Origin of the sequence: Moraxella sp. CTOTU47616, assembly GCF_032017465.1 — a bacterium.
Classification (GTDB): Bacteria; Pseudomonadota; Gammaproteobacteria; order Pseudomonadales; family Moraxellaceae; genus Faucicola; species Faucicola tetraodonis.
The window spans coordinates 44,112-65,198 of record NZ_DALZPU010000004.1 but is presented as its reverse complement, the minus strand read 5'-3'; the positions used below and the strand labels follow the sequence as shown (position 1 = coordinate 65,198).

General features: G+C 43.9%; 19 protein-coding genes. 14 read left to right on the top strand and 5 right to left on the bottom strand.

The window, feature by feature from the left end; genetic code table 11:
- Nucleotides 1-27: 27 nt before the first annotated feature.
- Nucleotides 28-2,874, bottom strand: a complete 2,847-nt coding sequence (gene polA, locus RTS10_RS05990; protein ID WP_312539614.1) for a DNA polymerase I — start codon at nt 2,872-2,874, stop codon at nt 28-30.
- 391 nt (nt 2,875-3,265) lie between these two features.
- Here polA and RTS10_RS05985 point away from each other — a divergent pair, with 391 nt between their 5' ends.
- The 3 genes from RTS10_RS05985 to RTS10_RS05975 all read left to right on the top strand — a co-directional run bounded on the left by RTS10_RS05985 (nt 3,266) and on the right by RTS10_RS05975 (nt 5,188).
- Nucleotides 3,266-4,045 (top strand): thioesterase family protein, encoded by a 780-nt coding sequence (locus RTS10_RS05985; RefSeq protein ID WP_409418191.1) that lies wholly within the window; start codon nt 3,266-3,268, stop codon nt 4,043-4,045.
- A gap of 22 nt (nt 4,046-4,067) precedes the next feature.
- The gene (locus RTS10_RS05980) at nt 4,068-4,721 is read left to right on the top strand and encodes a methyltransferase domain-containing protein (RefSeq protein ID WP_312539612.1); all 654 of its coding nucleotides are present in this window, start codon (nt 4,068-4,070) and stop codon (nt 4,719-4,721) included.
- Between the two features lie 101 nt (nt 4,722-4,822).
- Nucleotides 4,823-5,188: a hypothetical protein gene (locus RTS10_RS05975; protein WP_309592967.1), complete on the top strand. Its 366-nt coding sequence runs from the start codon at nt 4,823-4,825 to the stop codon at nt 5,186-5,188.
- 96 nt (nt 5,189-5,284) lie between these two features.
- Here RTS10_RS05975 and RTS10_RS05970 read toward each other — a convergent pair whose 3' ends face one another.
- Both RTS10_RS05970 and RTS10_RS05965 read right to left on the bottom strand, forming a co-directional pair.
- Nucleotides 5,285-6,502 carry an alpha-hydroxy acid oxidase gene (locus RTS10_RS05970; protein WP_309592966.1) on the bottom strand — a complete coding sequence of 406 codons (1,218 nt, stop codon included), beginning with the start codon at nt 6,500-6,502 and terminating at the stop codon, nt 5,285-5,287.
- 188 nt (nt 6,503-6,690) lie between these two features.
- Nucleotides 6,691-6,978: a glutaredoxin family protein gene (locus RTS10_RS05965; protein WP_312539611.1), complete on the bottom strand. Its 288-nt coding sequence runs from the start codon at nt 6,976-6,978 to the stop codon at nt 6,691-6,693.
- Between the two features lie 114 nt (nt 6,979-7,092).
- Between RTS10_RS05965 and mtgA the strand changes: the two genes are divergently transcribed.
- From mtgA to RTS10_RS05940, 5 genes are all read left to right on the top strand, one after another.
- Nucleotides 7,093-7,833: a monofunctional biosynthetic peptidoglycan transglycosylase gene (gene mtgA / locus RTS10_RS05960; protein ID WP_083710758.1), complete on the top strand. Its 741-nt coding sequence runs from the start codon at nt 7,093-7,095 to the stop codon at nt 7,831-7,833.
- Nucleotides 7,834-7,920: 87 nt separating this feature from the next.
- Nucleotides 7,921-10,119 (top strand): polyphosphate kinase 1, encoded by a 2,199-nt coding sequence (gene ppk1, locus RTS10_RS05955; RefSeq protein WP_312522694.1) that lies wholly within the window; start codon nt 7,921-7,923, stop codon nt 10,117-10,119.
- Nucleotides 10,120-10,457: 338 nt separating this feature from the next.
- On the top strand, nt 10,458-10,661 hold the full coding sequence (locus RTS10_RS05950; RefSeq protein WP_099833492.1) for a hypothetical protein: 204 nt from the start codon (nt 10,458-10,460) through the stop codon (nt 10,659-10,661).
- Nucleotides 10,662-10,788: 127 nt separating this feature from the next.
- Nucleotides 10,789-11,139 (top strand): hypothetical protein, encoded by a 351-nt coding sequence (locus tag RTS10_RS05945; RefSeq protein WP_312539609.1) that lies wholly within the window; start codon nt 10,789-10,791, stop codon nt 11,137-11,139.
- A 63-nt stretch (nt 11,140-11,202) separates the two neighbouring features.
- Nucleotides 11,203-11,457, top strand: coding sequence for a hypothetical protein (locus RTS10_RS05940; protein ID WP_312539607.1), 255 nt, complete (start codon nt 11,203-11,205; stop codon nt 11,455-11,457).
- Between the two features lie 129 nt (nt 11,458-11,586).
- Here RTS10_RS05940 and RTS10_RS05935 read toward each other — a convergent pair whose 3' ends face one another.
- Nucleotides 11,587-12,234 (bottom strand): MiaE family protein, encoded by a 648-nt coding sequence (locus RTS10_RS05935; RefSeq protein ID WP_409455593.1) that lies wholly within the window; start codon nt 12,232-12,234, stop codon nt 11,587-11,589.
- A 269-nt stretch (nt 12,235-12,503) separates the two neighbouring features.
- Here RTS10_RS05935 and RTS10_RS05930 point away from each other — a divergent pair, with 269 nt between their 5' ends.
- The 6 genes from RTS10_RS05930 (at nt 12,504) to RTS10_RS05905 (ending at nt 20,591) form a co-directional block, all read left to right on the top strand.
- Entirely contained in the window at nt 12,504-14,681 is a 2,178-nt protein-coding gene (locus RTS10_RS05930; protein ID WP_312539604.1) for a malate synthase G, read from the top strand.
- A gap of 240 nt (nt 14,682-14,921) precedes the next feature.
- Nucleotides 14,922-16,025 (top strand): porin, encoded by a 1,104-nt coding sequence (locus tag RTS10_RS05925; RefSeq protein ID WP_312539602.1) that lies wholly within the window; start codon nt 14,922-14,924, stop codon nt 16,023-16,025.
- 401 nt (nt 16,026-16,426) lie between these two features.
- The gene (locus RTS10_RS05920; protein WP_312539601.1) at nt 16,427-17,389 is read left to right on the top strand and encodes a porin; all 963 of its coding nucleotides are present in this window, start codon (nt 16,427-16,429) and stop codon (nt 17,387-17,389) included.
- 147 nt (nt 17,390-17,536) lie between these two features.
- Nucleotides 17,537-19,165 (top strand): CTP synthase, encoded by a 1,629-nt coding sequence (locus tag RTS10_RS05915; RefSeq protein WP_312539600.1) that lies wholly within the window; start codon nt 17,537-17,539, stop codon nt 19,163-19,165.
- Between the two features lie 117 nt (nt 19,166-19,282).
- Nucleotides 19,283-20,146 carry a 3-deoxy-8-phosphooctulonate synthase gene (gene kdsA, locus RTS10_RS05910; RefSeq protein ID WP_312539599.1) on the top strand — a complete coding sequence of 288 codons (864 nt, stop codon included), beginning with the start codon at nt 19,283-19,285 and terminating at the stop codon, nt 20,144-20,146.
- A 151-nt stretch (nt 20,147-20,297) separates the two neighbouring features.
- Nucleotides 20,298-20,591: a heavy-metal-associated domain-containing protein gene (locus RTS10_RS05905; protein ID WP_135888454.1), complete on the top strand. Its 294-nt coding sequence runs from the start codon at nt 20,298-20,300 to the stop codon at nt 20,589-20,591.
- A gap of 12 nt (nt 20,592-20,603) precedes the next feature.
- On the opposite strand, the gene RTS10_RS05900 is transcribed toward RTS10_RS05905, so the two are convergent.
- Nucleotides 20,604-21,041 (bottom strand): MerR family DNA-binding protein, encoded by a 438-nt coding sequence (locus RTS10_RS05900; RefSeq protein WP_312539598.1) that lies wholly within the window; start codon nt 21,039-21,041, stop codon nt 20,604-20,606.
- Between the last annotated feature and the right edge of the window lie 46 nt (nt 21,042-21,087).

The window sequence follows — 21,087 nt, the reverse complement described above, 5'->3', positions numbered from 1 at the left end:
TCTGTGGGTTCTATTTTACATTTAAAATCAATGCGCTTCATCCCAGTTATCACCAATACCCACTTCAACCACCAGCGGCACCGCAAAATCCACATCCCAGCCTTTTTCCTTAGCGGTTTTTGACAACACCTCTTGCATGGCGTTCTTTATAAGTTTAGCGATTTCATCGACTTTGTCTTCATCCGCTTCAAACACCAACTCATCATGCACTTGCAAGAGCATTTTAGCGTTTTCTTTTGGCAATACATTATTTACTGCAATCATAGCAAGTTTGATGATATCGGCAGCACTGCCTTGTAGTGGCGCATTAATCGCCGCACGTTCTGCCGCTTGGCGCACGCCGCGATTGGGGTGCTGCATATCGGGGGTGAATAGCTTACGCCCCAAAATCGTGGTGATATAGCCTTGGTTTTGCGCAGCCGTACGGGTGGCTTGCATATAGGCACGCACATTGGGATAGCGGGCGAAGTACAGCTTGATATAGTCTTGCGCTTGCTGGCGAGTAAAGCCCAACTGCTTGGCAAGCCCAAATTCACTCATGCCATAGAGTAGCCCAAAGTTCACCGCTTTGGCTTGGCGGCGTTCTTCGCTCGTCACATCATCAAACGCCTTGCCCAAAATCTCAGCGGCAGTGGCGCGGTGAATGTCATGCCCTTCCTGAAACGCACGGATGAGCACAGGATCATTGGCAAAGTGTGCCATCAGCCGAAGCTCAATTTGCGAATAGTCCGCCGATAGCACTTTGCGACCTTTGGGGGCAATAAACGCGCCACGAATCAACCGCCCAGTATCAGTGCGAATCGGGATATTTTGCAAATTCGGCTCAGTCGATGACAACCGTCCTGTGGTCGTCAACGCTTGATGATAACTGGTATGCACACGGTCGTTGCTGTCCGCCACGTTTGCCAACGCATCGGTGTAGGTGCTTTTAAGCTTAGACAGACTGCGATGCTCAAGCACGGTTTCAATTAGCGGATGGTCGATGGTGGCAAGCACCGCTTCACTGGTGGAGTATTGACCTGTTTTGGTTTTTTTACCGCCTGTGATGCCTAAGCGGTCAAACAGCACTTCACCCAACTGCTTTGGACTGGCAAGGTTAAAGGTTTCGCCCGCTTGCGCAAAGGCGACTGTTTCAAGTGCTTGGATTTTTTCATCAAAGCGCGCGGATAGTTCCCCCAAAAACGCTTTATTGAGCAAAATCCCATCATGCTCCATTTGGCACAGGATTTGGGCAACGGGGATTTCTAGTTCATGGAGTAGCTTGGCGTTGTTCGGTTCGGCTTTGAGTTTTTCGCTAAACAGTTCAAATAGCTGATAGGTGATATCGGCGTCTTCACAGGCGTAGTCACTTGCCACGGTTAAAGGGACTTTGTCAAAGGTGATTTGCTTGGCGCCTTTACCTGCCACATCTTCAAAGGTGATGGTTTGGGTGTGTAGATAGTGGCGCGCCAAGTCGTCCATACCGTGGCGGGTAGCAACAGCGTTAATCACATAGCTGGCAAGCATGGTATCCATTGCCCAGTTGCTCGGCTCGTTGATTAAGTCGATATGGTAATTTGCCAAAATATGCGCGTCATATTTTAAGTGCTGACCGATTTTGCCGATTTGTGGATTTTGCAAAATCGGTTTTAACTGGGCTAAAACATCCTCACGGGCAAGTTGTTCAATCCGATTGCCCATCTCATCAACGTGGGCAACAGGTACATAATAGGCTTCATGAGACTGCAGCGCAAACGATAAGCCGACAAGCTCGGCATGTTGCCAATTTACATCGGTGGTTTCGGTATCAATGACAAAATGCTTTGATGCGCCAAGGCGTTGGATTAACGTATCAAAATCGGCTTGGCTGGTGACAGTATGCCACTGCTTTTTGGCAGTATTTTTGCTATCTTGGCTAGCTTTAATCGCTTCCACCACAGCATTTTGAGCAGGCTCAGCGGCTTTAAAATTGCCGTTATTGGACGGGTGAAACGGATGATTGAGCGACGCTATTTCACTTTTAAATTCCAGTTCGGTAAAAATTGCGCGTTTTTCTGCTATGTTAAAACTTGGGTCAGTGGGTAGCCGCAAAGTCTCCCAGTCAGGCACGATATCAAGGTCGGTAATAATGGTCGCCAAGTGTTTATCCAGCGCAATGCTGTCGGTGCTTTGCAAAAAGGTTTGTTGTTGCTTGCCTTTTAACTGGTCGACATTGGCAAGGATATTGTCAATGCTGTCGTATTGCTCAAGCAGTTTTTGCGCGGTTTTTGCGCCGATGCCTGCGACACCCTTGATACCATCCGATGCGTCGCCCATGAGAGTGAGATAGTCGATGATTTGACGCGGCTCGACGCCAAATTTGTCTTTGACCCCTGCGATGTCATAGCGTTTGTCATCAAAGCTGTTTTCCACGATGACACAGGGATTGACCAATTGGCACATATCTTTGTCGCCTGTGGAGATGATGACATGATGACCTTCTAGGCAAGCACGGTGGGCGAGTGTGCCGATGATGTCGTCAGCTTCTACGCCTTCAATAGCGAGTAGCGGTATGCCCATCGCTTGTATCATTTTGTGAATGTAAGGGATTTGTTCGGCAAGCTCGGCGGGCATTTCTGGGCGGTCGCCTTTATAAATGGGGGAAAGCTTGTGGCGAAAGGTCGGCGCTTTGGTGTCAAACGCCACCGCCATGTGCGTCGGGCGGTATTTTTCCATCAGTTTTTTGAGTGCGTTGAGCGTGCCGCGGATGGAGTTGGTGTGCAAGCCTTGGGTAGTTTGCATGGTGACAGGCAAGGCATGAAAATTGCGGAACATATAATACGAGCCGTCCACCAAGATAAACGGCGGCTTGTCGGTGTTGATGTGATCGGTATCAAGTAAGGCAGTTGCAGTCATAGGATTACTTATCTTTATGTTGTTAAAATATGCTGTCAAAATACAGGCGAGTATCAAAATATAAGATAGTGTCAAAATACAGGAAAAAATTTTATATTATCCGCATATTATACTGGCTTTTGGCGGCTAATCGTTAAGCATTTCAAACTCATCGATTGGCAGAAGGTGAATAGATTTTGGCGGATGCAAATCGGGTGTATGCTAAGCAAGTGCGAAGTTTTGGGGGTCGTGATAGCGGCAACTTTGCAAAAATTCCACCAATAGCCGATAGCCAATGTGCTACAATTTTTTAGCAATTTTAGGCACTTTACCAATTTTTAGGCACAACCAATTTTTAGTCACGAAAGGGAACTTTATGGGCAATACCTATTACACACTGCTTGACCGCACCATGACCGATGATATCACCACATCAAACTACCGCTGCAATATCCACTGCCAAGGCGCATGGAATGACAACGAACAACACATGGCGGCAGCGACCGGACTGTTGGCTTACGAGCTTGAACAATTTAAACCGCGCAGTGATATGCGTATCGGGCGCATCAGTCTGGATATTTTTGGGCTGATTCATTTTGGCGATGTTAGCGTGACCACCCACATCATCCGTCCGGGTCGCACTATCGAACTGATCGAAACCACAATGGCGGCCAATGGCAAAACCTGTATCGTTGCCCGCGCGTGGCGTATGCAAACCAGCGACACATCAGAGATTGCTGGGCTGGAAGATGAGCGAATCGGTCATCCAGAAAGCTACCCGAACTGGGACGGTATGAAGCATTGGGGCGGCGGCTATATTGACAGTATTTATCTTAAAGCTGACCCCGATAACCGCCAAGGCGATGGCATCGTGTGGATCAATACCGATATCGACATGGTCGAAGAAAACGGTCAAGTACCGCCCACCTCCGACTTTGTGCATTTGATGGGCATGGTCGATACCGCCAATGGCGTGGTACCGCGTATTCATCAACCCAATACCATTGAATGGTTTTTCCCCAATTTAGATTTGCAAATCCATCTGCACCGTATGCCTGTTGGGCGTTGGTTGGGACTTGAGACCGTGCAACAATTTGGGGGCGATGGCGTAGGTCTGACCAGTAGCGTGCTGCATGACGCACACGGCGCATTTGGTCGAAGCGAGCAAATTTTAACCATTCGAAAAGCCTAAAAAACTATCAGGAGCAGCAATCATGGAAGATAACAACAGACTAACTGAACACTCGGTCAACGACGCCGAATTTTGGCAAAAACGCTATGATAATGGCTACACTGGGTGGGACATCGGTAAAGTTTCGCCACCCCTGCAAGCCTATATCGAGCATTTACTCGACAACGGCGTGAGTAAATCGGTACAGATTTTAATCCCGGGGGCGGGCAACGCCTACGAAGCAGGCTATCTTCATGAACAAGGTTTTAGCCATGTTTATGTGGTGGATTTTGCTAGGCTGCCTTTGGATAATTTTGCCAAGCGCTATCCCAGTTTTCCCAAAGCGCACCTGCTACAAGCGGATTTTTTTGGCTTAGACCCTGCGCAGTATCAGTTTGATTATATTATTGAGCAGACGTTTTTTTGCGCGATTGACCCCAGTAGACGCAGCGATTATGCCAAGCAAATGCAAAAGCTCCTCAAACCCACGGGTAAATTGGTGGGCTTGTTGCTAGATAAGCATTTTGAAAGCAATCCACCGTTTGGTGGCGACAAGCAGGAATATGAAACATTATTTCAGCAGTTTTTCACCATTGATAAACTGGCGCCTTGCTATAATTCAATTAAGCCCAGACAGGGTAGCGAATTATTTTTTATCCTAAGCCAAAAGAAGGTAGAGAACGCACGTATTTTTTAAGGGTTATACTACTAATCGTTAAACCACTAATTTTTCAACTGCTAATCGTTACCCTAGCATTTTTTTGGCGATACATACTGATACACATTGAGGCAATCAAAATGATGTTTCTTGAACTTCATGAAGGCACGATTGGTTTGAAGGATATGAAGCGTATCGTCCACAAGTTACTTGAGAACAAGGCGGTGTTTAGACAGTTAAGCCCCGAGCTTTACAGCGATTTGGCTTATATCATCACCCCGACGCTTGCAAGCGACCACAATGAAGCCAATATCCGTGCCAAATTTCGCGAAGTTGTACAAAATTTTGTGATTCAAGGCGACAATGGTCAGCCCATGCGGTTTTATCGTGATGAACAATTTAATCGCTTGTACTTTGGTGATGAAGCAGGCTGGAGAGAAGCGCAGGGTTTTGAAGCGCGGGAAATGGATGCAAGCCTGCTTCAAAAACAATTACCTAAGCTTTAAAATCAGCTTTAAAAAAAGCTGTTAACAAGAGGTTAGCAAAAGGACGGGCAAAGTGCACAAACACTTAACATCCGTCCTTCTGTTTGCTACGGTCAACTAAGTACGCTCTCGCACAATGAAGGGACGAGTCAGCAAGTCTTCATACGTGCCTTTGATGAGAATATCTTTGCTCACCTGTTGGATATTGGTATAGCCACCAAATGCCATACTGATGTCCATCTCGTTGTAGATAATTTCAAGCGCGCGGCGCACACCGTCCTCGCCATACGCCCCCAAGCCATACAAAAATGCCCGACCAATCATGGCGGCTTTTGCGCCAAGGGCAATGGCTTTGAGCGCATCTTGACCTGAGCGTACGCCACTGTCTAAGAAAATCTCGCAGCTAGTGGCATGGGTGCCACTTTCTGCTTGTACGGCTTGTACGATATCTGACAGCATTGAAATACTCGATGCCGCGCCATCAAGCTGACGTCCGCCGTGATTTGACACTACTATCGCATCGGCGCCACTGCGTACCGCCATCACAGCATCATCAGGGTCAAGGATGCCTTTGATAATAAGCTTGCCACCCCATAAGTCTTTGATCCATGCCACATCATCCCAGCTTAACGTCGGGTCAAACTGCTGCGACGTCCAAGCACCCAGCGATGACATGTTTTCCACGCCTTTGACATGTCCGACGATGTTGCCAAAGGTATGACGTCTGGTGCCGAGCATATGCAAGCACCATTCAGGCTTGGTCATGAGGTTTAGTAGGTTAGTGATAGTAGGCTTGGGTGGGGCAGACAAGCCATTTTTAATGTCTTTGTGTCGTTGTCCTAGCACTTGTAAATCTGCGGTCAAAATCAATGCCGAGCAATGGGCTGCTTTGGCACGGGCGATGAGATTTTTCATAAATTCACGGTCGCGCATCACATACAACTGAAACCAAAAAGGCGCCGTGGTATGGGTGGCGACATCTTCAATCGAGCAGATACTCATGGTGGATAGCGAAAAGGGGATACCAAATTTTTCTGCTGCCCGCGCCGCATGCATCTCGCCATCTGCCCACATCATCCCAGTAAATCCCGTGGGTGCAATGGCCACCGGCATGGTGACAGGTTGACCAATCATAGTGGTGGCTAGGCTACGTCCATCCATGTTGCGGAGCACTTTTTGGCGTAATTTGATACGGTCAAAATCGGTTTCATTATTGTAATAGGTCGTCTGCGTCCACGACCCAGAGTCTACATAATCATAAAACATACGCGGCACTTTACGCTCGGCCACGCGGCGTAAGTCTTCGATATGCGTCATTTTGGATAAGTCTTTCATGGTGTGTCCTTTGCAAAGGGGCTAGCTATGCTTTTAAAATAATACGCATAAGGATTATTAGGTTGCGATTTATCAGATTGCGATGCGAACAATGGGCAATAAGCGTTAAGGAGTTGATTATAAAAAAAATCTGCCAAGACATAATGAATTAAATTTTTAATATTATGCCAATAATCTATATGGGCTTTTCAGCTTAACGCCATAACATCCATGATGGAAAAAGGATAATATAACGTCTTGGTAGCGGTGACCAACACAGGTATTTTATCAGCAAATTTCAGCATCTCTTGTTCTGGCAGCTCGGCAATATCAATCGACTGCCAGCGTATATCGGCAACGGCTTGTGCTTGCAGCAATAAGCTTTCAGCGATTTCACACAGATGACACCCGACTGTGCCATATAATCGCCAAGTAGTTGGGTCAGCCATCATGTGATCGTGCGGATTTGTCATGTGTTGCGCGTCGAAGTCGGACATATTCTGCCTTAGCATGTAGCCAAAAATGCCATAATACGTTATATTTTTAGCTTAAGCCATCGCTGCTTTTGCCCCCGCCGTTAGGAATACACCGTGACCAAACCCGCTACCAAAATGTCGTTAAAGCCCAAACCTGTCAACACAGCTTTACCACCCACCAACCGCGGTATCGGGTTTGGCGGCTGGTTCAAGCGTATTTTGCTCATAGTCATTGCCTGTTTTGTTGCGTTTCATGTAATAGTTGCAGCCTTATTGGTTGTCTGGAAAACCCAGCCTATCAATAACAGTATGTTCATGATACTGTATCGCTTGGGCAATTTTGCCCCTGTCAGCCAGACGTGGGTGGATGATAATCAAATTTCGGTGAATGTAAAACGCGCGGCGATTGCCAGTGAAGATGCCAACTTTGTCAATCATGCTGGCTTTGATGTGCAGGGCATTGAGAATGCGATTAAGAAAAATGAAAAAGCGGGGGCTATCAGCGCGGGCGGCTCAACCATTAGCCAACAGCTTGCCAAGAATTTATTTTTATACCCCAATCGCTCGTATTTTCGCAAAGGCGAAGAAGCGTTAATTACCTTGATGATTGAAAATATGTGGACCAAAGAGCGGATTTTGCTTGCTTATCTCAATGTCGCAGAGTTTGGCAAAGGCGTGTATGGCATTGAAGCAGCCGCTCAGCACTACTACCATAAGTCGGCAGCGCATTTGACCAAGCGACAAGCCGCATCTTTGATTGCCATGCTACCTAACCCCAAATATTTTGAAGACCACCGTAACGACCGCCGCCTGCTTAACAAAACCCAAATTATTTTACGGCGCATGGGTGCGGCAGATTTGCCCGACACGGAATAGTCAAGAAACTCATTTATCATTACACGCTTATCATTACATTGTTAACTTTACACTGTTAAAAATGCTTGACCATAAAAGGACTGTGCTATGCCAAACACTGCTAAACAAGATAGACCCAGCGAAGAGTATGTATCAGAAATTAATCCGATACTAGGCTTTAACAGTATTTGCTACCCAAACGTGTTTGAATACAAACAAGACGATAGCGAGCTGTATTTTAATCGTGAATTGTCACTGTTACAGTTCCATCAGCGGGTACTCGCCCAAGCCACCAATCCCCGCCACCCACTGCTTGAAAGACTATTTTTCTTGATCATTTTTTCATCCAATTTAGATGAATTTTTTGAAATCCGTGTCGCAGGCTTGATGCAAAAAGTACAAATGGGCGATGTGGTGAGCAGTATCGATGGTATACGCCCCAGTAAGGTTTTGTCATATATCTCTGAAATCGCCCATCATGCGGTAGATGAGCAATACCGTATTTTGAACGATGAAATTTTGCCTGCACTGGCGGAGCAAGACATTCGCTACTTAAAACGTGATGAATTGACCCAAGAGCAAGCCGCATGGGTAAAAAAATACTTTGCCGAACAAGTCGCGCCGGTGCTGACGCCGATTAGTATTGACCCTGCGCATCCTTTTCCTAGATTGGTCAATAAAAGCTTGAATTTTATGGTGGGCTTAGAGGGCAAAGATGGCTTTGGTCGCGATATTAACATGGCAATTGTCCCTGCACCCCGAAGCTTACCGCGGGTTATTCGCTTACCCAATGAACTGACAGGCGGTAAAGAACATCATATCATGCTCACCGCAGTGATTCACGGGCATATCGAAGACTTGTTCCCTGGCATGACGGTCACTGGCTGCCACCAATTTCGTTTGACCCGTAACGCCGATTTAGATTTATCCGATGATGTCGAAGACTTGGCGAAAGCGTTGGAAGGTGAATTGGAAAACCGACGATTTGGTGCCAAAGTGCGCTTAGAAGTGACGACCTATTGCCCACAGCCGATGGTGGATTATCTACTTGATGAGTTTGGTTTAAGCCAAGAGCAGCTATACCGTGTCAATGGTCCTGTCAATTTGACGCGCTTGTTGTTTGATTTTAAAATCCCAAATTTGCGTTATCAGTCGTTTAATCATGCCATTCCCAAAGCGTTTCGCCGTGATAGCTTGGATAAAAATGAAAACGTGTTCCATGCCATTCGTAAGCAAGATGTATTGGTGCATCATCCGTTTCATTCGTTTTCACCTGTGGTCAACATTTTGCGCCAAGCCGCCAATGACCCGCATGTATTAGCCATCAAACAGACCCTTTATCGCTCAGGGACAAATTCTGAAATTGTCCAGGCACTTGCCGAAGCTGCGCGTAAAGGCAAAGAAGTCACTGCCGTGATTGAGCTACGCGCGCGCTTTGATGAAAAATCCAACATTGAAGTAGCAAACTTTCTGCAGCAGGCTGGGGCAGTGGTGGTGTATGGCATCGTAGGCTACAAGACCCACGCCAAGCTGATGATGATTGTACGCCGTGAGGAAGATAAAATCCGCCGCTATGTGCATTTGGGCACGGGCAACTACCATGCGGGCAATGCCAAAGCTTATACCGACTATGGTCTATTTACCGCCAATGAGGCAATCACCGAAGATGTGCATAAAATCTTTAACGAACTCACAGGCATGGGCAAACCAGCCAAAGTGCAAAAACTACTGCATGCACCCTTCACCTTGCATGACAGACTCATGGGCTTTATCGACAACGAAATTGCCCATGCCAAAGCAGGCAAAGAGGCGCATATCATCATCAAGGTCAATGCGATGACCGAAAAACTACTGATTGACAAGCTATATGAAGCATCGCAAGCAGGCGTTAAAGTCAATCTGATTATCCGTTCGATGTGCTGTATTCGTCCGCAATTACCCGGCATATCCGACAACATCACCGTGCGCTCTATCGTCGGGCGTTTTTTGGAGCATACCCGCGTGTATTATTTTGCCAATGGGCATCAAAATCCCAATGCTAATGGCAAACGCACCCACCGTTTATATTGCGCCAGTGCAGACTGGATGGATCGCAATTTATTTAGCCGTGTTGAAGTGGCTTTCCCCATTGAAGACCCCATCGTCTTCAAACGCATTATGGAAGATTTGCACAATTATCTCAAAGACAATGTCAATGCATGGGAGCTTGATGCCAAAGGCACATGGCGAGCGATTACCCCTGGTGAAGGTGAAGCAGCGTTTTCGGCACAAGATTATTTATTGACCAAAATTACCAGAAAAAGCTAATTTTGCTAGTTATAGGTTTTGAGTCAATTACACCGCTATCTACAGAAGATAGCGGTTTTTTTGTTGATGAATGCGCTGATTTACACCTAGAGTTCAAAATTTACCGAATAGTAATAAATCTGCCAAAATTTCACACAGGTAAACACTTATCACATAGTGATAACAGCTTGTTACGCGAACACTTATCACAAACTAGCTTTATTTGCTACTATCGAACTTATAAAAGCAAAAGTATGAAAGCGATTGAATTGGCAAGTGTCTTACATCAGCATTTAATCGCGTGCTATTTAGAAATCTTTGACTTAAATTGATACTAAAAAATCATAAGGAAAATTACCATGTCACAGAATCAAGCACAAAACCAAAAACAGAATCAGCCAAGCAACCAAACCGAGATTCAAAAAGCGACAGAAAATGTGGATCCCAGTCAATTATCAGAAAATTTAGATAAACAAAATAGCGTGAAAGGTGAGCCACAAGACTTAGACAAAAGTGAAAATACCCCGTTTATTGACGACTCATTGCGTACTGACAACCATTAAAATTTTAATTGTTAAACTTTTAAATACTAAGCTTTTAATCATTCAGTTTTGATTGACTAATTTATACAGCTCAACTTATAAAAATAATAACTTATTGAGCGATAACAATTAATTAAAGGAATGAAAAATGCAAAATCAAAATAACGTAGAAATTGTAGACCCAAAGACGGGTGTCGCCGTGACCCCGCAAGCTGTTATAGTAGAAGACAGTGTCACCCACCAATCAGGAGATGGTGTCACTACAGGCATGTCACCGTCAATGGAAACGCCCGATATTTTTGATAATACCCCACAAGCGGCGGTGAAAGTCCAATCCGCAGAAGACGTGGTGAAGGGCGAATTATCGGATGAAAATGTGGCACGTATTTCTGAGGAAGAGGCGCAGAGATTGCAGCAAACTGCCCAAGCCAATCTCAATGCAGAAAATTCACTTCATACGTTATCAGATGGTAGTGTAGATATCGACCGAGATCACTAATTTTCGATATCATTAAGTTAGGTTTAAGCATTTTATTGCGTTGATACCCAAAAAGGAATGACCATGAATTCACCAGAAGCACAAACCAAACACGTCAATTTAGGCGATAAGTCTGCCGAGTTTGTCGATCGTCGTGACCAACCGGGACAAGCGTTTGATGATAATGTCAATGAACATACCATTGGCGGGGACGCGGTTGGTAATGACCAGCTAAAAAGCGACACTATTAATGAGCATAATCTTTATACTACCCCAGAAAATGCCCAAAAACGCACTATTAATCCTGATGGTTCTATTCCAAGCGTTGGTAGTGAATGACAGTAAGTTGCAGTGAGTCAGTTTAAGGATTAAATTCTAATAGCTAACCATAACAGCTAACCATCCACCCCATTTGACGGTTAGCTTTTTTTATCGTTACAGTCTACAAAAACCTCACGCAATCCAACCTTACGCAATCCAACTAGGTACGCCACTATGAAAGCGTAATTCATCATCTGGTTCATCGATAAGCTGCGCCTCTACTTGACGAAAAAACGCCACCCGCGCATCAATCGGCTCGTCACTGATACTTTGTGCCAATGCCAGATAATCTTCAAAATGACGACTTTCTGATTTTAGCAAATAGCGATAATATTTTGCCAAACGCTCATCCTCAATCACTTGTGACAGTGCCCAAAAACGTTCACACGATCGGGCTTCGATGAAAGCACCAATAATTAAAGTGTCTATCATCGCTTGCGGCTCATAAGTGCGTTTATGTTTGAGCATACCTGCGGCGTAGCGACCTGCAGCAATATGTTGCCACGCTTGTTCACGCTCTGCCATCAATCCCATCACTTGCTCATAATGGAGCATTTCTTCTCGAATCAGCTGAGCAAGCTTTAATTGCAGTTCGGTATGCGACATATAGCGAAAAATCAAATTCATCGCCGTGCCTGCGGCTTTTTTTTCACAATTGGCATGATCTTGGATGATGGTCGGCAAATCTGCCATGGCGGCTTTGAGCCATTTATCCGACGTCGTACAACCCAAAAACGCCAAAACAGGGGTGATATCAATGGGCTTTGGCTGATAGACAGAGTTATCGTTATCCAAGTCGATGACAGCTAATTCATCAAAACTGCTGTCCGTTTGTACTGGGTTATGGATAAGAGCGGAATTTGACAAAGAATTACTCACTTATTGACAAGTTAATAAAGTGATATTTTACCAAAAATCAGTAATAAAACCCTTAGCACAAAAATTTATATATAACGATTATTTAAAAAATAAATAGTTTTTATTTCTTTATTTTTATAAATGATGTTCGTATAATCAAATGTGAGTTTTTTGCTATTTTAGGTCAAAACATAAGGAAAAATGCCATGTCAGAACGTGTTCAAAAGGGTAGTCTAGCGATTGATACACAGCTTTATAACTTCATTGCCAATGAAGTTACGCCAGTCGTGGGCATCGATAACGAAAAATATTGGCAAGAATTTGAAAAAATTGTCAAAGCATTCCAACCCCGTAATAAAGCATTGTTGGCAAAACGTGACGAGATTCAAAACCAAATCGATGACTGGCATGACAAAAACCCCGCTAACAACGGTCAAATCGACAAAGCCGCTTATACCCAATTTTTAAAAGACATCAACTACATCGTGCCAGAAGGCGATGACTTTTTGGTTGAGACCCAAAACGTGGATGACGAAATCGCCCATATCGCAGGCCCACAGTTGGTAGTGCCTGTACGTAATGCCCGTTATGCGCTAAACGCAGCGAATGCGCGTTGGGGCAGCTTGTATGATGCGCTATACGGTACCGATGTCATCGATGAGAGCAATGGCGCAGAAAAAGGCAAAGGCTACAACCCTGTTCGTGGCGGCGAAGTTGTAAAATACGCCAAAAACTTCTTGGATAGCAATTTTGCCTTAGCTGAGGGTCAATATGCTGACGTCACTGGTTTTAAAGTTGAAGACGGTAAATTAGTGATACGCCAAGGCGATAAAACCACCTCACTAGCCCAGCCAGAAAAATTCGCAGGTTTCCTAGGCGACGCGGCAAATCCAACGGGTATTTTACTGAAAAATAACGGCTTACATGCCGAAATCCAAATCGACCCATCAAGCCATGTGGGTAAAGATGACCCTGCAGGCATCAAAGATGTCTTGATGGAAGCCGCGGTTACCACCATTCAAGACTGTGAAGACTCAGTCGCTGCCGTTGACGCCGAAGAGAAAGTAGAAGTATATCGCAACTGGTTTGGGTTGATGAAAGGCGACCTGAAAGACAGCTTTGAAAAAAATGGCAAACAAACCACTCGTACCATGAACCCCGACCGTGAATACACCGCGCCAGATGGTGGCAAAGTTACCCTGCACGGCCGTTCAGTGATGCTAATTCGCAACGTCGGTCACTTGATGACCAACCCCGCGATTTTAGTCGATTTTGAAGGTCAGCAAGAAGAAATTTATGAAGGTATTATGGATGCGCTAATCACACCACTGTGTAGCCTGCCAGATATCTTGGGTAAAAACAGCTTAAGCAATTCACGTACAGGTTCAATGTATATCGTAAAACCAAAAATGCATGGCCCTGAAGAAGTACAATTTACAGTTGACTTGTTTGCCGCGGTTGAAAAAGCGTTAGACCTACCCGAGAATACCTTAAAAGTCGGTATCATGGATGAAGAGCGCCGCACGACCGTTAACTTAAAAGAATGTATCCGCGTTGCCAAAGACCGCGTTATCTTTATTAACACAGGCTTTATGGATCGTACCGGTGATGAGATGCACACCAGTATGAAAGCCGGTCCCTTTGTCCGTAAAAACGACATGAAAAATACCGATTGGCTCAATGCTTATGAGCGTTGGAACGTAGACATAGGCGTCAAATTAGGTCTACCTGGTAAAGCGCAAATCGGTAAAGGTATGTGGGCAAAACCTGACAACATGAAAGAAATGGTTGCCACCAAGTCCAATCATCCAAAATCAGGCGCGACTTGTGCTTGGGTACCATCACCCACAGGTGCTACGCTTCACGCCATGCACTACCATGAAACCAACGTCATGGACGTGTTAGATAATATCAAAGACCGCGAGCCTGCCAAGCTAGATGACATTTTGACCGTGCCACTTGCTACGGATACCAACTGGACAGATGAGCAAAAAACTGCCGAGCTTGAAAACAACATTCAAGGTATTTTAGGATATGTAGCGCGCTGGGTTGACCAAGGCGTTGGCTGTTCTAAAGTACTAGATATTGACGACGTTGCCTTGATGGAAGACCGCGCTACCTTGCGTATTTCTAGCCAGCACGTTGCCAACTGGTTAGCGCATGGGGTTGTGACGCCTGAGCAAGTGGATGACGTACTCAAACGTATGGCAAAAATGGTCGATGAACAAAGCAAAGACGATCCGGCTTATATCCCAATGGCAAATGACTATAACACTTGGGCATACAATGCAGCTCGCGATCTTATCTTTAAAGGTACAGTACAACCCAGCGGATATACTGAGCCATTGTTACATCAAGCCCGTCTTAATCTCAAAGCTAACTAGATTTTAGCTATTCAAACATATCAATTATTCAAAAAACCATCAGATTTGTAACTGGTGGTTTTTTTATGGCATAAAAATATTGCAAAATGTTTCAGAATGAATTACTCTAATTTCACAATTAAATTTAGATTCTGTTAACTGTTTCATTGTTTTGTAACAAATTGTTGGCAAAATCTATCTATACAAAAGAATTGCTACGCATCTGTGTAGTTTCACCTAGGATACTGTGGAGAAATCCTTATGAAAAAAATCGCAATCGCTTCAGCCATCGCTTTAGCTTCAATCACTGCTGCCCATGCTGCGCCAACTGTATATGGTAAAGTCTTATTAACTGGCGAATATACAGATGTTGATGATAAAACTGCTAAAAATGATGATACTTCTAGTACAAAATTAGTCTCTAACTCTTCACGTATTGGTTTTAAAGGTGAAGATGATCTTACTGATACGACTAAATTAGTCTATCAATTGGAATACGGTATTGATGTTGATGCTGATACAAATGGTAAAAATCAATTTTACTCACGTAATACTTTTATTGGCTTAGCCCACAATACAATGGGTACTTTACTTGCCGGTCGTCATGACACACCATTTAAACTAACTAAAGGTAGTGTTGATGTATTCAATGATTATGACAATGTAGCGCTAGGCAAGCTAATGGCAGGTGAACAACGTGCTAACAATGTGATTGCTTATAAATCACCAACATTGGTAGGTACGCCAGTTACTTTTTTAGGCGCGGTGAGCCTCGATGAATGCTCTAAAAATGATGATGATAAATGTGTAGCTACGCCAGCTGTTGCAGCCGTTGCACCACAAGCGATTTATGATGTGACTGGTAAAGATATTATTGGTTACACTAAAGGTACACCAGCTAAACCTGCCGTCTATCGTGACAAGAAAAATGCTTACTCTGCAATGGTAAACTATGACCAAAATGGTGTATATATCGGTTTAGGTTATGACAATTCAGTATATGGTAAAGATACAAGTGGATGGCGTTTAGCGGGCTCAGTAGATATGGGCAAAATGAACATGGTTGATGGTCTAACACTGGGTGCGCTATATCAAAATTATGACTTTAACACTGATGATAATGAGAAATCATGGCTGTTAAGCGGTAAATACAAAATTGGGGCAACGCCATGGGCGGTTAAAGCACAATATATTGACACTTCAAACCAAAGTGGCGTGAAAGACCGTGATGCTACTGAAGTTGCGTTAGGTGCTGAATATAGCTTTAACAAAGCTACCAAAGGTCACTTGTACGCTGCACAAATCGATACTGATAATGTTTCAGATAGAACAATCGTGGGTGGTGGCTTAGAATATAAGTTCTAATATATCTAACTTTTAGATTGCTGTAAAAGCTAACTAATTTTTTAGTTAGCTTTTTTATTTTCATTAACGCTAAAAAATTAATTAAAAAAAATATGATTTAATACTAGAAAGAATATTATGTCACTAAGATTAAAAATAAACTTACAATCACGTAAAAATTAAAAAAACTATTGCAAAATATTTCAAAATTGTTATCCTAGTAGTTAGAAGTATGTTTTTAGTAATTAGTACGAATAAAATGTAAATATATTCATACTTTATTGCTAGACTTATACAGTTAATAGTTGACGCTATTAATAATAATCAAAGTAAAGATTTTCTTGCTTTGGTCGTTCGGAGAGGTAGTGGTGCTGACAAGTCACCAGTTATCTAAAATTTGTTTTTCCTGATAGAGATGTCCTATGAAAAAATTACTTTTAGCCACAGCCGTCGCTGCACTTTCAGTTTCTGCTGCCCATGCTGCTCCAACTGTTTATGGTAAAGCGTTAGTTACAGTTGATTATTCTGATTTTGACGATGAATCAACCACTAAGTTGAATTCTACTGCCTCGCGTATTGGTTTTAAAGGTGCCGAAGCACTAACAGCTAATACTGACTTGGTATACCAATTAGAGTATGGTGTTGAAATTGATAGTGACAACGGTGGCACTGTGAAAGGCAAATCACAAAATCAATTTCATTCACGTGACACTTATTTAGGTCTATCTAACAAACAATATGGTACTTTGGTTGCTGGTCGTTTGTCTGCAATCGATGACAACATCAATTACGTTAGCCAAACTGTAGGTCAATACGACGGTTTCAATGCGGCCTCTTGGGATGGTGACCGTGTAAACAATGCGATGGCTTACTTTTCACCAGCCTATAACGGTCTTCAATTCATGGGTATGTATGCATTTAAAGAGGATAACGCATCTGATTTACCCACAGATGCAGAAGCGTTTGGTGTAGGTGTGAAGTATGAGCCAGCAAATCAACCATTCCGTGCTGGTGCAACCTACATCAAATCAGGTGATTTCAATACTACTCGCTTAAGCGGTGCCTATGACTTAAATAACCAAATTGGTCTTGGTGCATTGTATCAAATCAGTGATTTAGACAAAAGTGACAAAGAAAACTTGGCTGCAGTAAGTGCAACCTACAAAACTGCAACGCCTTGGACAGCCTATGCGCAAGCTGAAATGACCTCAAATGTTGGCGGTGTTGATGGTAAGGACGCACAGCGTTTAGTATTAGGTGGTAAGTATGCATTCAATGCCAATGCAACGGGTCATGTATACGCTGGCTACTCAAATCTAGAGCAAGAAGGTCAAGATGACCGAGACGGTTTTGGTATCGGTACTGGTATCGAATACAAATTCTAATCTTTACTAGAATTTGCTATCAAAAAGTCCACTCAGCGATGAGTGGATTTTTTTATGAGTGAGCGATTTATTGATAAAAATAATTTTTTGCTAAACCTAGGCATTTTCGAGTAAAATTCTTTTTTACCAACGAGCGAAATAGATAACATGACAAAATTCATCTTTGTAACTGGCGGTGTCGTTTCTTCACTTGGCAAAGGTATCACCGCTGCATCGGTAGCCGCGATTCTTGAGGCACGTGGTCTGAAAGTCACCATGACCAAAATGGACCCTTATATCAATATTGATCCAGGTACAATGAGCCCGTTTCAGCATGGTGAAGTATTTGTTACCGAAGATGGCGCAGAGACTGACCTTGATTTGGGCTATTACGAGCGTTTTTTGCGCCACTCAAAAATGACCCAGCGCAACAACTTTACCAGTGGGCGTATTTATTCGGCAGTGATTGAGAAAGAACGTCGCGGTGATTATTTGGGCGGTACGGTACAGGTCATTCCGCATATTACCGATGAAATCAAAGCGCGTATCCGTGCCAGTGGCGAAGGCTACGATATTGCGATAATTGAAATCGGTGGTACTGTCGGTGATATTGAAAGCTTGCCATTCATGGAAGCGGTGCGTCAAATGCAAGTTGAACTTGGTCGCAACAATGCGATGCTGATGCATTTAACCCTAGTGCCTTATATCGCGAGTGCAGGCGAGAGCAAAACCAAACCAACCCAGCACTCAGTCAAAGAATTACGCAGCATTGGCTTGCAACCTGATGTGCTAATTTGCCGTAGTGAACACGCGATTAGCGATGATAATCGCCTAAAAATTGCATCGTTTACCAATGTTGAGCAACGTGCCGTTATCCTTTGCCCAGATGCCAAATCCATTTATCAAATTCCAAGTATCTTGCATGCCCAGCATTTAGATGATTTGATTTGTGAACGCTTTGGGTTAGATACCCCAGAGGCGGACTTGAGTGATTGGCACCAGTTTACCCAAGCGTTGTTAAATACCCAAGAAACTGTAACTGTGGCAATGGTGGGTAAATACGTCGAATTGCCTGATGCTTATAAGTCAATCAATGAAGCCTTGCTACATGCGGGCGTGGCAAACAATGTCAAAGTCAATATTGACTACGTGGATGCCGAAAAACTTGAAAATGATGATAGCCTGTTTGAGTATATTAAAGCTGCCGATGCTGTGCTTGTTCCTGGTGGATTCGGTGAGCGCGGCACCTTGGGTAAAATGAAAGCAATTCGCTATGCCCGCGAAAACAATGTGCCTTATTTGGGAATTTGTTTGGGAATGCAATTAGCCGTCATTGAGTTTGCGCGCAATGTATTAGGTCTTGACGCCAACTCAACAGAGTTTGATAAAAAAACCAAAGCGCCATTGATTGGTTTGATTACAGAATGGTTTGATGAAAAAGGTGAACTACAAGTGCGTAGTGACGCCTCGGACTTAGGCGGTACTATGCGTTTGGGTGCCCAAAAAGCCGAGCTTGTGGAAGACAGCAAACTGCGCCAAATCTATGGCAGCCCTGTGATTACTGAGCGCCATCGTCACCGCTATGAAATGAATGGTCGCTATATTGAACAGCTGGAAAATGCCGGCATGAAAATTTCTGGTTATTCAGCCAAACAGCATTTGGTCGAGTCAGTAGAAATTGCCAATCATCCTTGGTATGTGGCGGTACAATTCCATCCAGAATTTACCAGCCAGCCACGCGGTGGTCATCCATTGTTCAATAGCTTTGTTGCAGCGGCGAAACAAACCAAAAAATAGTATTTATAATGCACAACAAAACCATCTGCTACAGGTGGTTTTTTTTTAGCCATTGCCTATAGCCAATTATGCTATAGTGACAATCAATAAAAACTTTGACAACATACTGAGAGCCCTATGACAGCTAACTTACCGACACCACAATCCCATATTCAGCTCAATGATATCACCATCGGCAATGATCAACCGTTTGTGCTGTTTGGCGGCATGAATGTACTAGAAAGTAAAGACTTGGCATTTGAAATTGCTGAAAGCTATATTGAAATCTGTAAGCGCTTAAATATCGGCTATGTGTTTAAGGCAAGTTTTGATAAAGCCAATCGCTCAAGCTTGTACTCGTTTCGCGGTCCAGGTCTGGAAAAAGGTATCGAATGGCTACACGATATCAAAAAAACCTTCAATGTGCCCATTATCACTGACGTACACGAACCGTACCAAGCTGAGCCTGTGGCAGCCGTGGCGGATATTATCCAGTTGCCCGCGTTTTTGAGTCGCCAAACTGACTTGGTAGCAGCGATGGCAAAAACCGGTGCGATTATTAATGTCAAAAAAGCACAGTTTTTGGCACCCCATGAGATGAAACATATCATCAATAAATGCCTTGAAGCCGGTAATGATAAAATCATCTTGTGCGAGCGTGGCAGCGCGTTTGGTTATAACAATCTCGTTGTCGATATGCTTGGCTTTGACACTATGAAAAAAATGCAGGTTCCCGTGTTTTTTGATGTGACCCATAGCCTTCAGCAGCCGGGTGCGCGTGCAGATAGTGCAGGCGGTCGCCGAGAACAGATTACCACGTTAGCACGCGCTGGCATGGCAACAGGATTGGCAGGGTTATTTTTGGAAGCGCATCCAAATCCTGATGTTGCCAAATGCGATGGTCCTTGTGCGCTGCGGCTGAGTCAGCTTGAGCCGTTTTTAGCCCAGTTAAAACAGCTTGATACCTTAGTCAAAGGGTTTGAGGTGTTAGATACCCACTAATTTTTACGCAAGTTTTAAACACAAATTTGCAACGCCTTGTTATTAAAATGCTATCAATCAATAACGAGGCTTTTTTTTGGCTATGTTATAGTGCTAGATTACAGGACTAGAAAAATATTTTATCACCCACCGCATAAATACAGGAATAACCATGGCAATTCAAACAGTCGCGTATGATTTAAAAGGCATTAATGACCCTGCAGGCTATGAGGAAGTCATGAAAGCTCTAACCACCATCGGCGGGGTGCAGGCAGTACATCTTGAGCCTGAAAATCATCGCGTGATTGTCAGCTTTGATGATACCCAGACATCAGTTTTTGCCTTCAAAGCTGCGCTGACCAATGTCGACTATATTACCGAGCCGTTCCCGATTGAAGCACCTGCCAACCCTGCCAACAATCGCACTTTAGCGGGTGATTTGGCAAAAGATGGTAGACTTTCCTAAATTGTTTGTTCATTAGCTATGCTCGGTGCGGCAAGTGTGCTTGGTCACTGAATCATCTTGTACACCATCTTGTAAACCCTCTAGAATGCTACAGGTAGGCGAGCCATCTCCCAAACAACTATCGTGCCATCCTTGCAGGGTGGCTTTCATTGATTGTAACCGCTGTATTTTATCGTTTAGTTCATCGATGTGATTGCGCGTTAATTCTTTGACTTTGGCATTGCTTCGCTGCTTGTTGTCTTGTAGAGCCAATAACGCTTCAATCTGCGCTAACGAAAATCCCACATCACGGGCATGTTTGATAAATTTTAGACGCTGTAATTGGGTATCGGTAAAAACACGGTAACCACTGTCCGTGCGCTGAATGGTCTGTAATAAACCGAGTTTTTCGTACTCACGAATTTGCCTAGGTGATAATTCAGTCAATTTAGCGACTTCATTAATATTCATTTTTTGCTTGACCTTGACCTAATGTTAAGGTTTATAGTAATACCAC

Coding starts and splice junctions, on each gene's coding strand:
- polA (WP_312539614.1), bottom strand. CDS start 2,874: ATGACTGCAACTGCCTTACTTGATACCGATCACATCAACACCGACAAG.
- RTS10_RS05985 (WP_409418191.1), top strand. CDS start 3,266: ATGACCGATGATATCACCACATCAAACTACCGCTGCAATATCCACTGC.
- RTS10_RS05980 (WP_312539612.1), top strand. CDS start 4,068: ATGGAAGATAACAACAGACTAACTGAACACTCGGTCAACGACGCCGAA.
- RTS10_RS05975 (WP_309592967.1), top strand. CDS start 4,823: ATGATGTTTCTTGAACTTCATGAAGGCACGATTGGTTTGAAGGATATG.
- RTS10_RS05970 (WP_309592966.1), bottom strand. CDS start 6,502: ATGAAAGACTTATCCAAAATGACGCATATCGAAGACTTACGCCGCGTG.
- RTS10_RS05965 (WP_312539611.1), bottom strand. CDS start 6,978: ATGTCCGACTTCGACGCGCAACACATGACAAATCCGCACGATCACATG.
- mtgA (WP_083710758.1), top strand. CDS start 7,093: ATGTCGTTAAAGCCCAAACCTGTCAACACAGCTTTACCACCCACCAAC.
- ppk1 (WP_312522694.1), top strand. CDS start 7,921: ATGCCAAACACTGCTAAACAAGATAGACCCAGCGAAGAGTATGTATCA.
- RTS10_RS05950 (WP_099833492.1), top strand. CDS start 10,458: ATGTCACAGAATCAAGCACAAAACCAAAAACAGAATCAGCCAAGCAAC.
- RTS10_RS05945 (WP_312539609.1), top strand. CDS start 10,789: ATGCAAAATCAAAATAACGTAGAAATTGTAGACCCAAAGACGGGTGTC.
- RTS10_RS05940 (WP_312539607.1), top strand. CDS start 11,203: ATGAATTCACCAGAAGCACAAACCAAACACGTCAATTTAGGCGATAAG.
- RTS10_RS05930 (WP_312539604.1), top strand. CDS start 12,504: ATGTCAGAACGTGTTCAAAAGGGTAGTCTAGCGATTGATACACAGCTT.
- RTS10_RS05925 (WP_312539602.1), top strand. CDS start 14,922: ATGAAAAAAATCGCAATCGCTTCAGCCATCGCTTTAGCTTCAATCACT.
- RTS10_RS05920 (WP_312539601.1), top strand. CDS start 16,427: ATGAAAAAATTACTTTTAGCCACAGCCGTCGCTGCACTTTCAGTTTCT.
- RTS10_RS05915 (WP_312539600.1), top strand. CDS start 17,537: ATGACAAAATTCATCTTTGTAACTGGCGGTGTCGTTTCTTCACTTGGC.
- kdsA (WP_312539599.1), top strand. CDS start 19,283: ATGACAGCTAACTTACCGACACCACAATCCCATATTCAGCTCAATGAT.
- RTS10_RS05905 (WP_135888454.1), top strand. CDS start 20,298: ATGGCAATTCAAACAGTCGCGTATGATTTAAAAGGCATTAATGACCCT.
- RTS10_RS05900 (WP_312539598.1), bottom strand. CDS start 21,041: ATGAATATTAATGAAGTCGCTAAATTGACTGAATTATCACCTAGGCAA.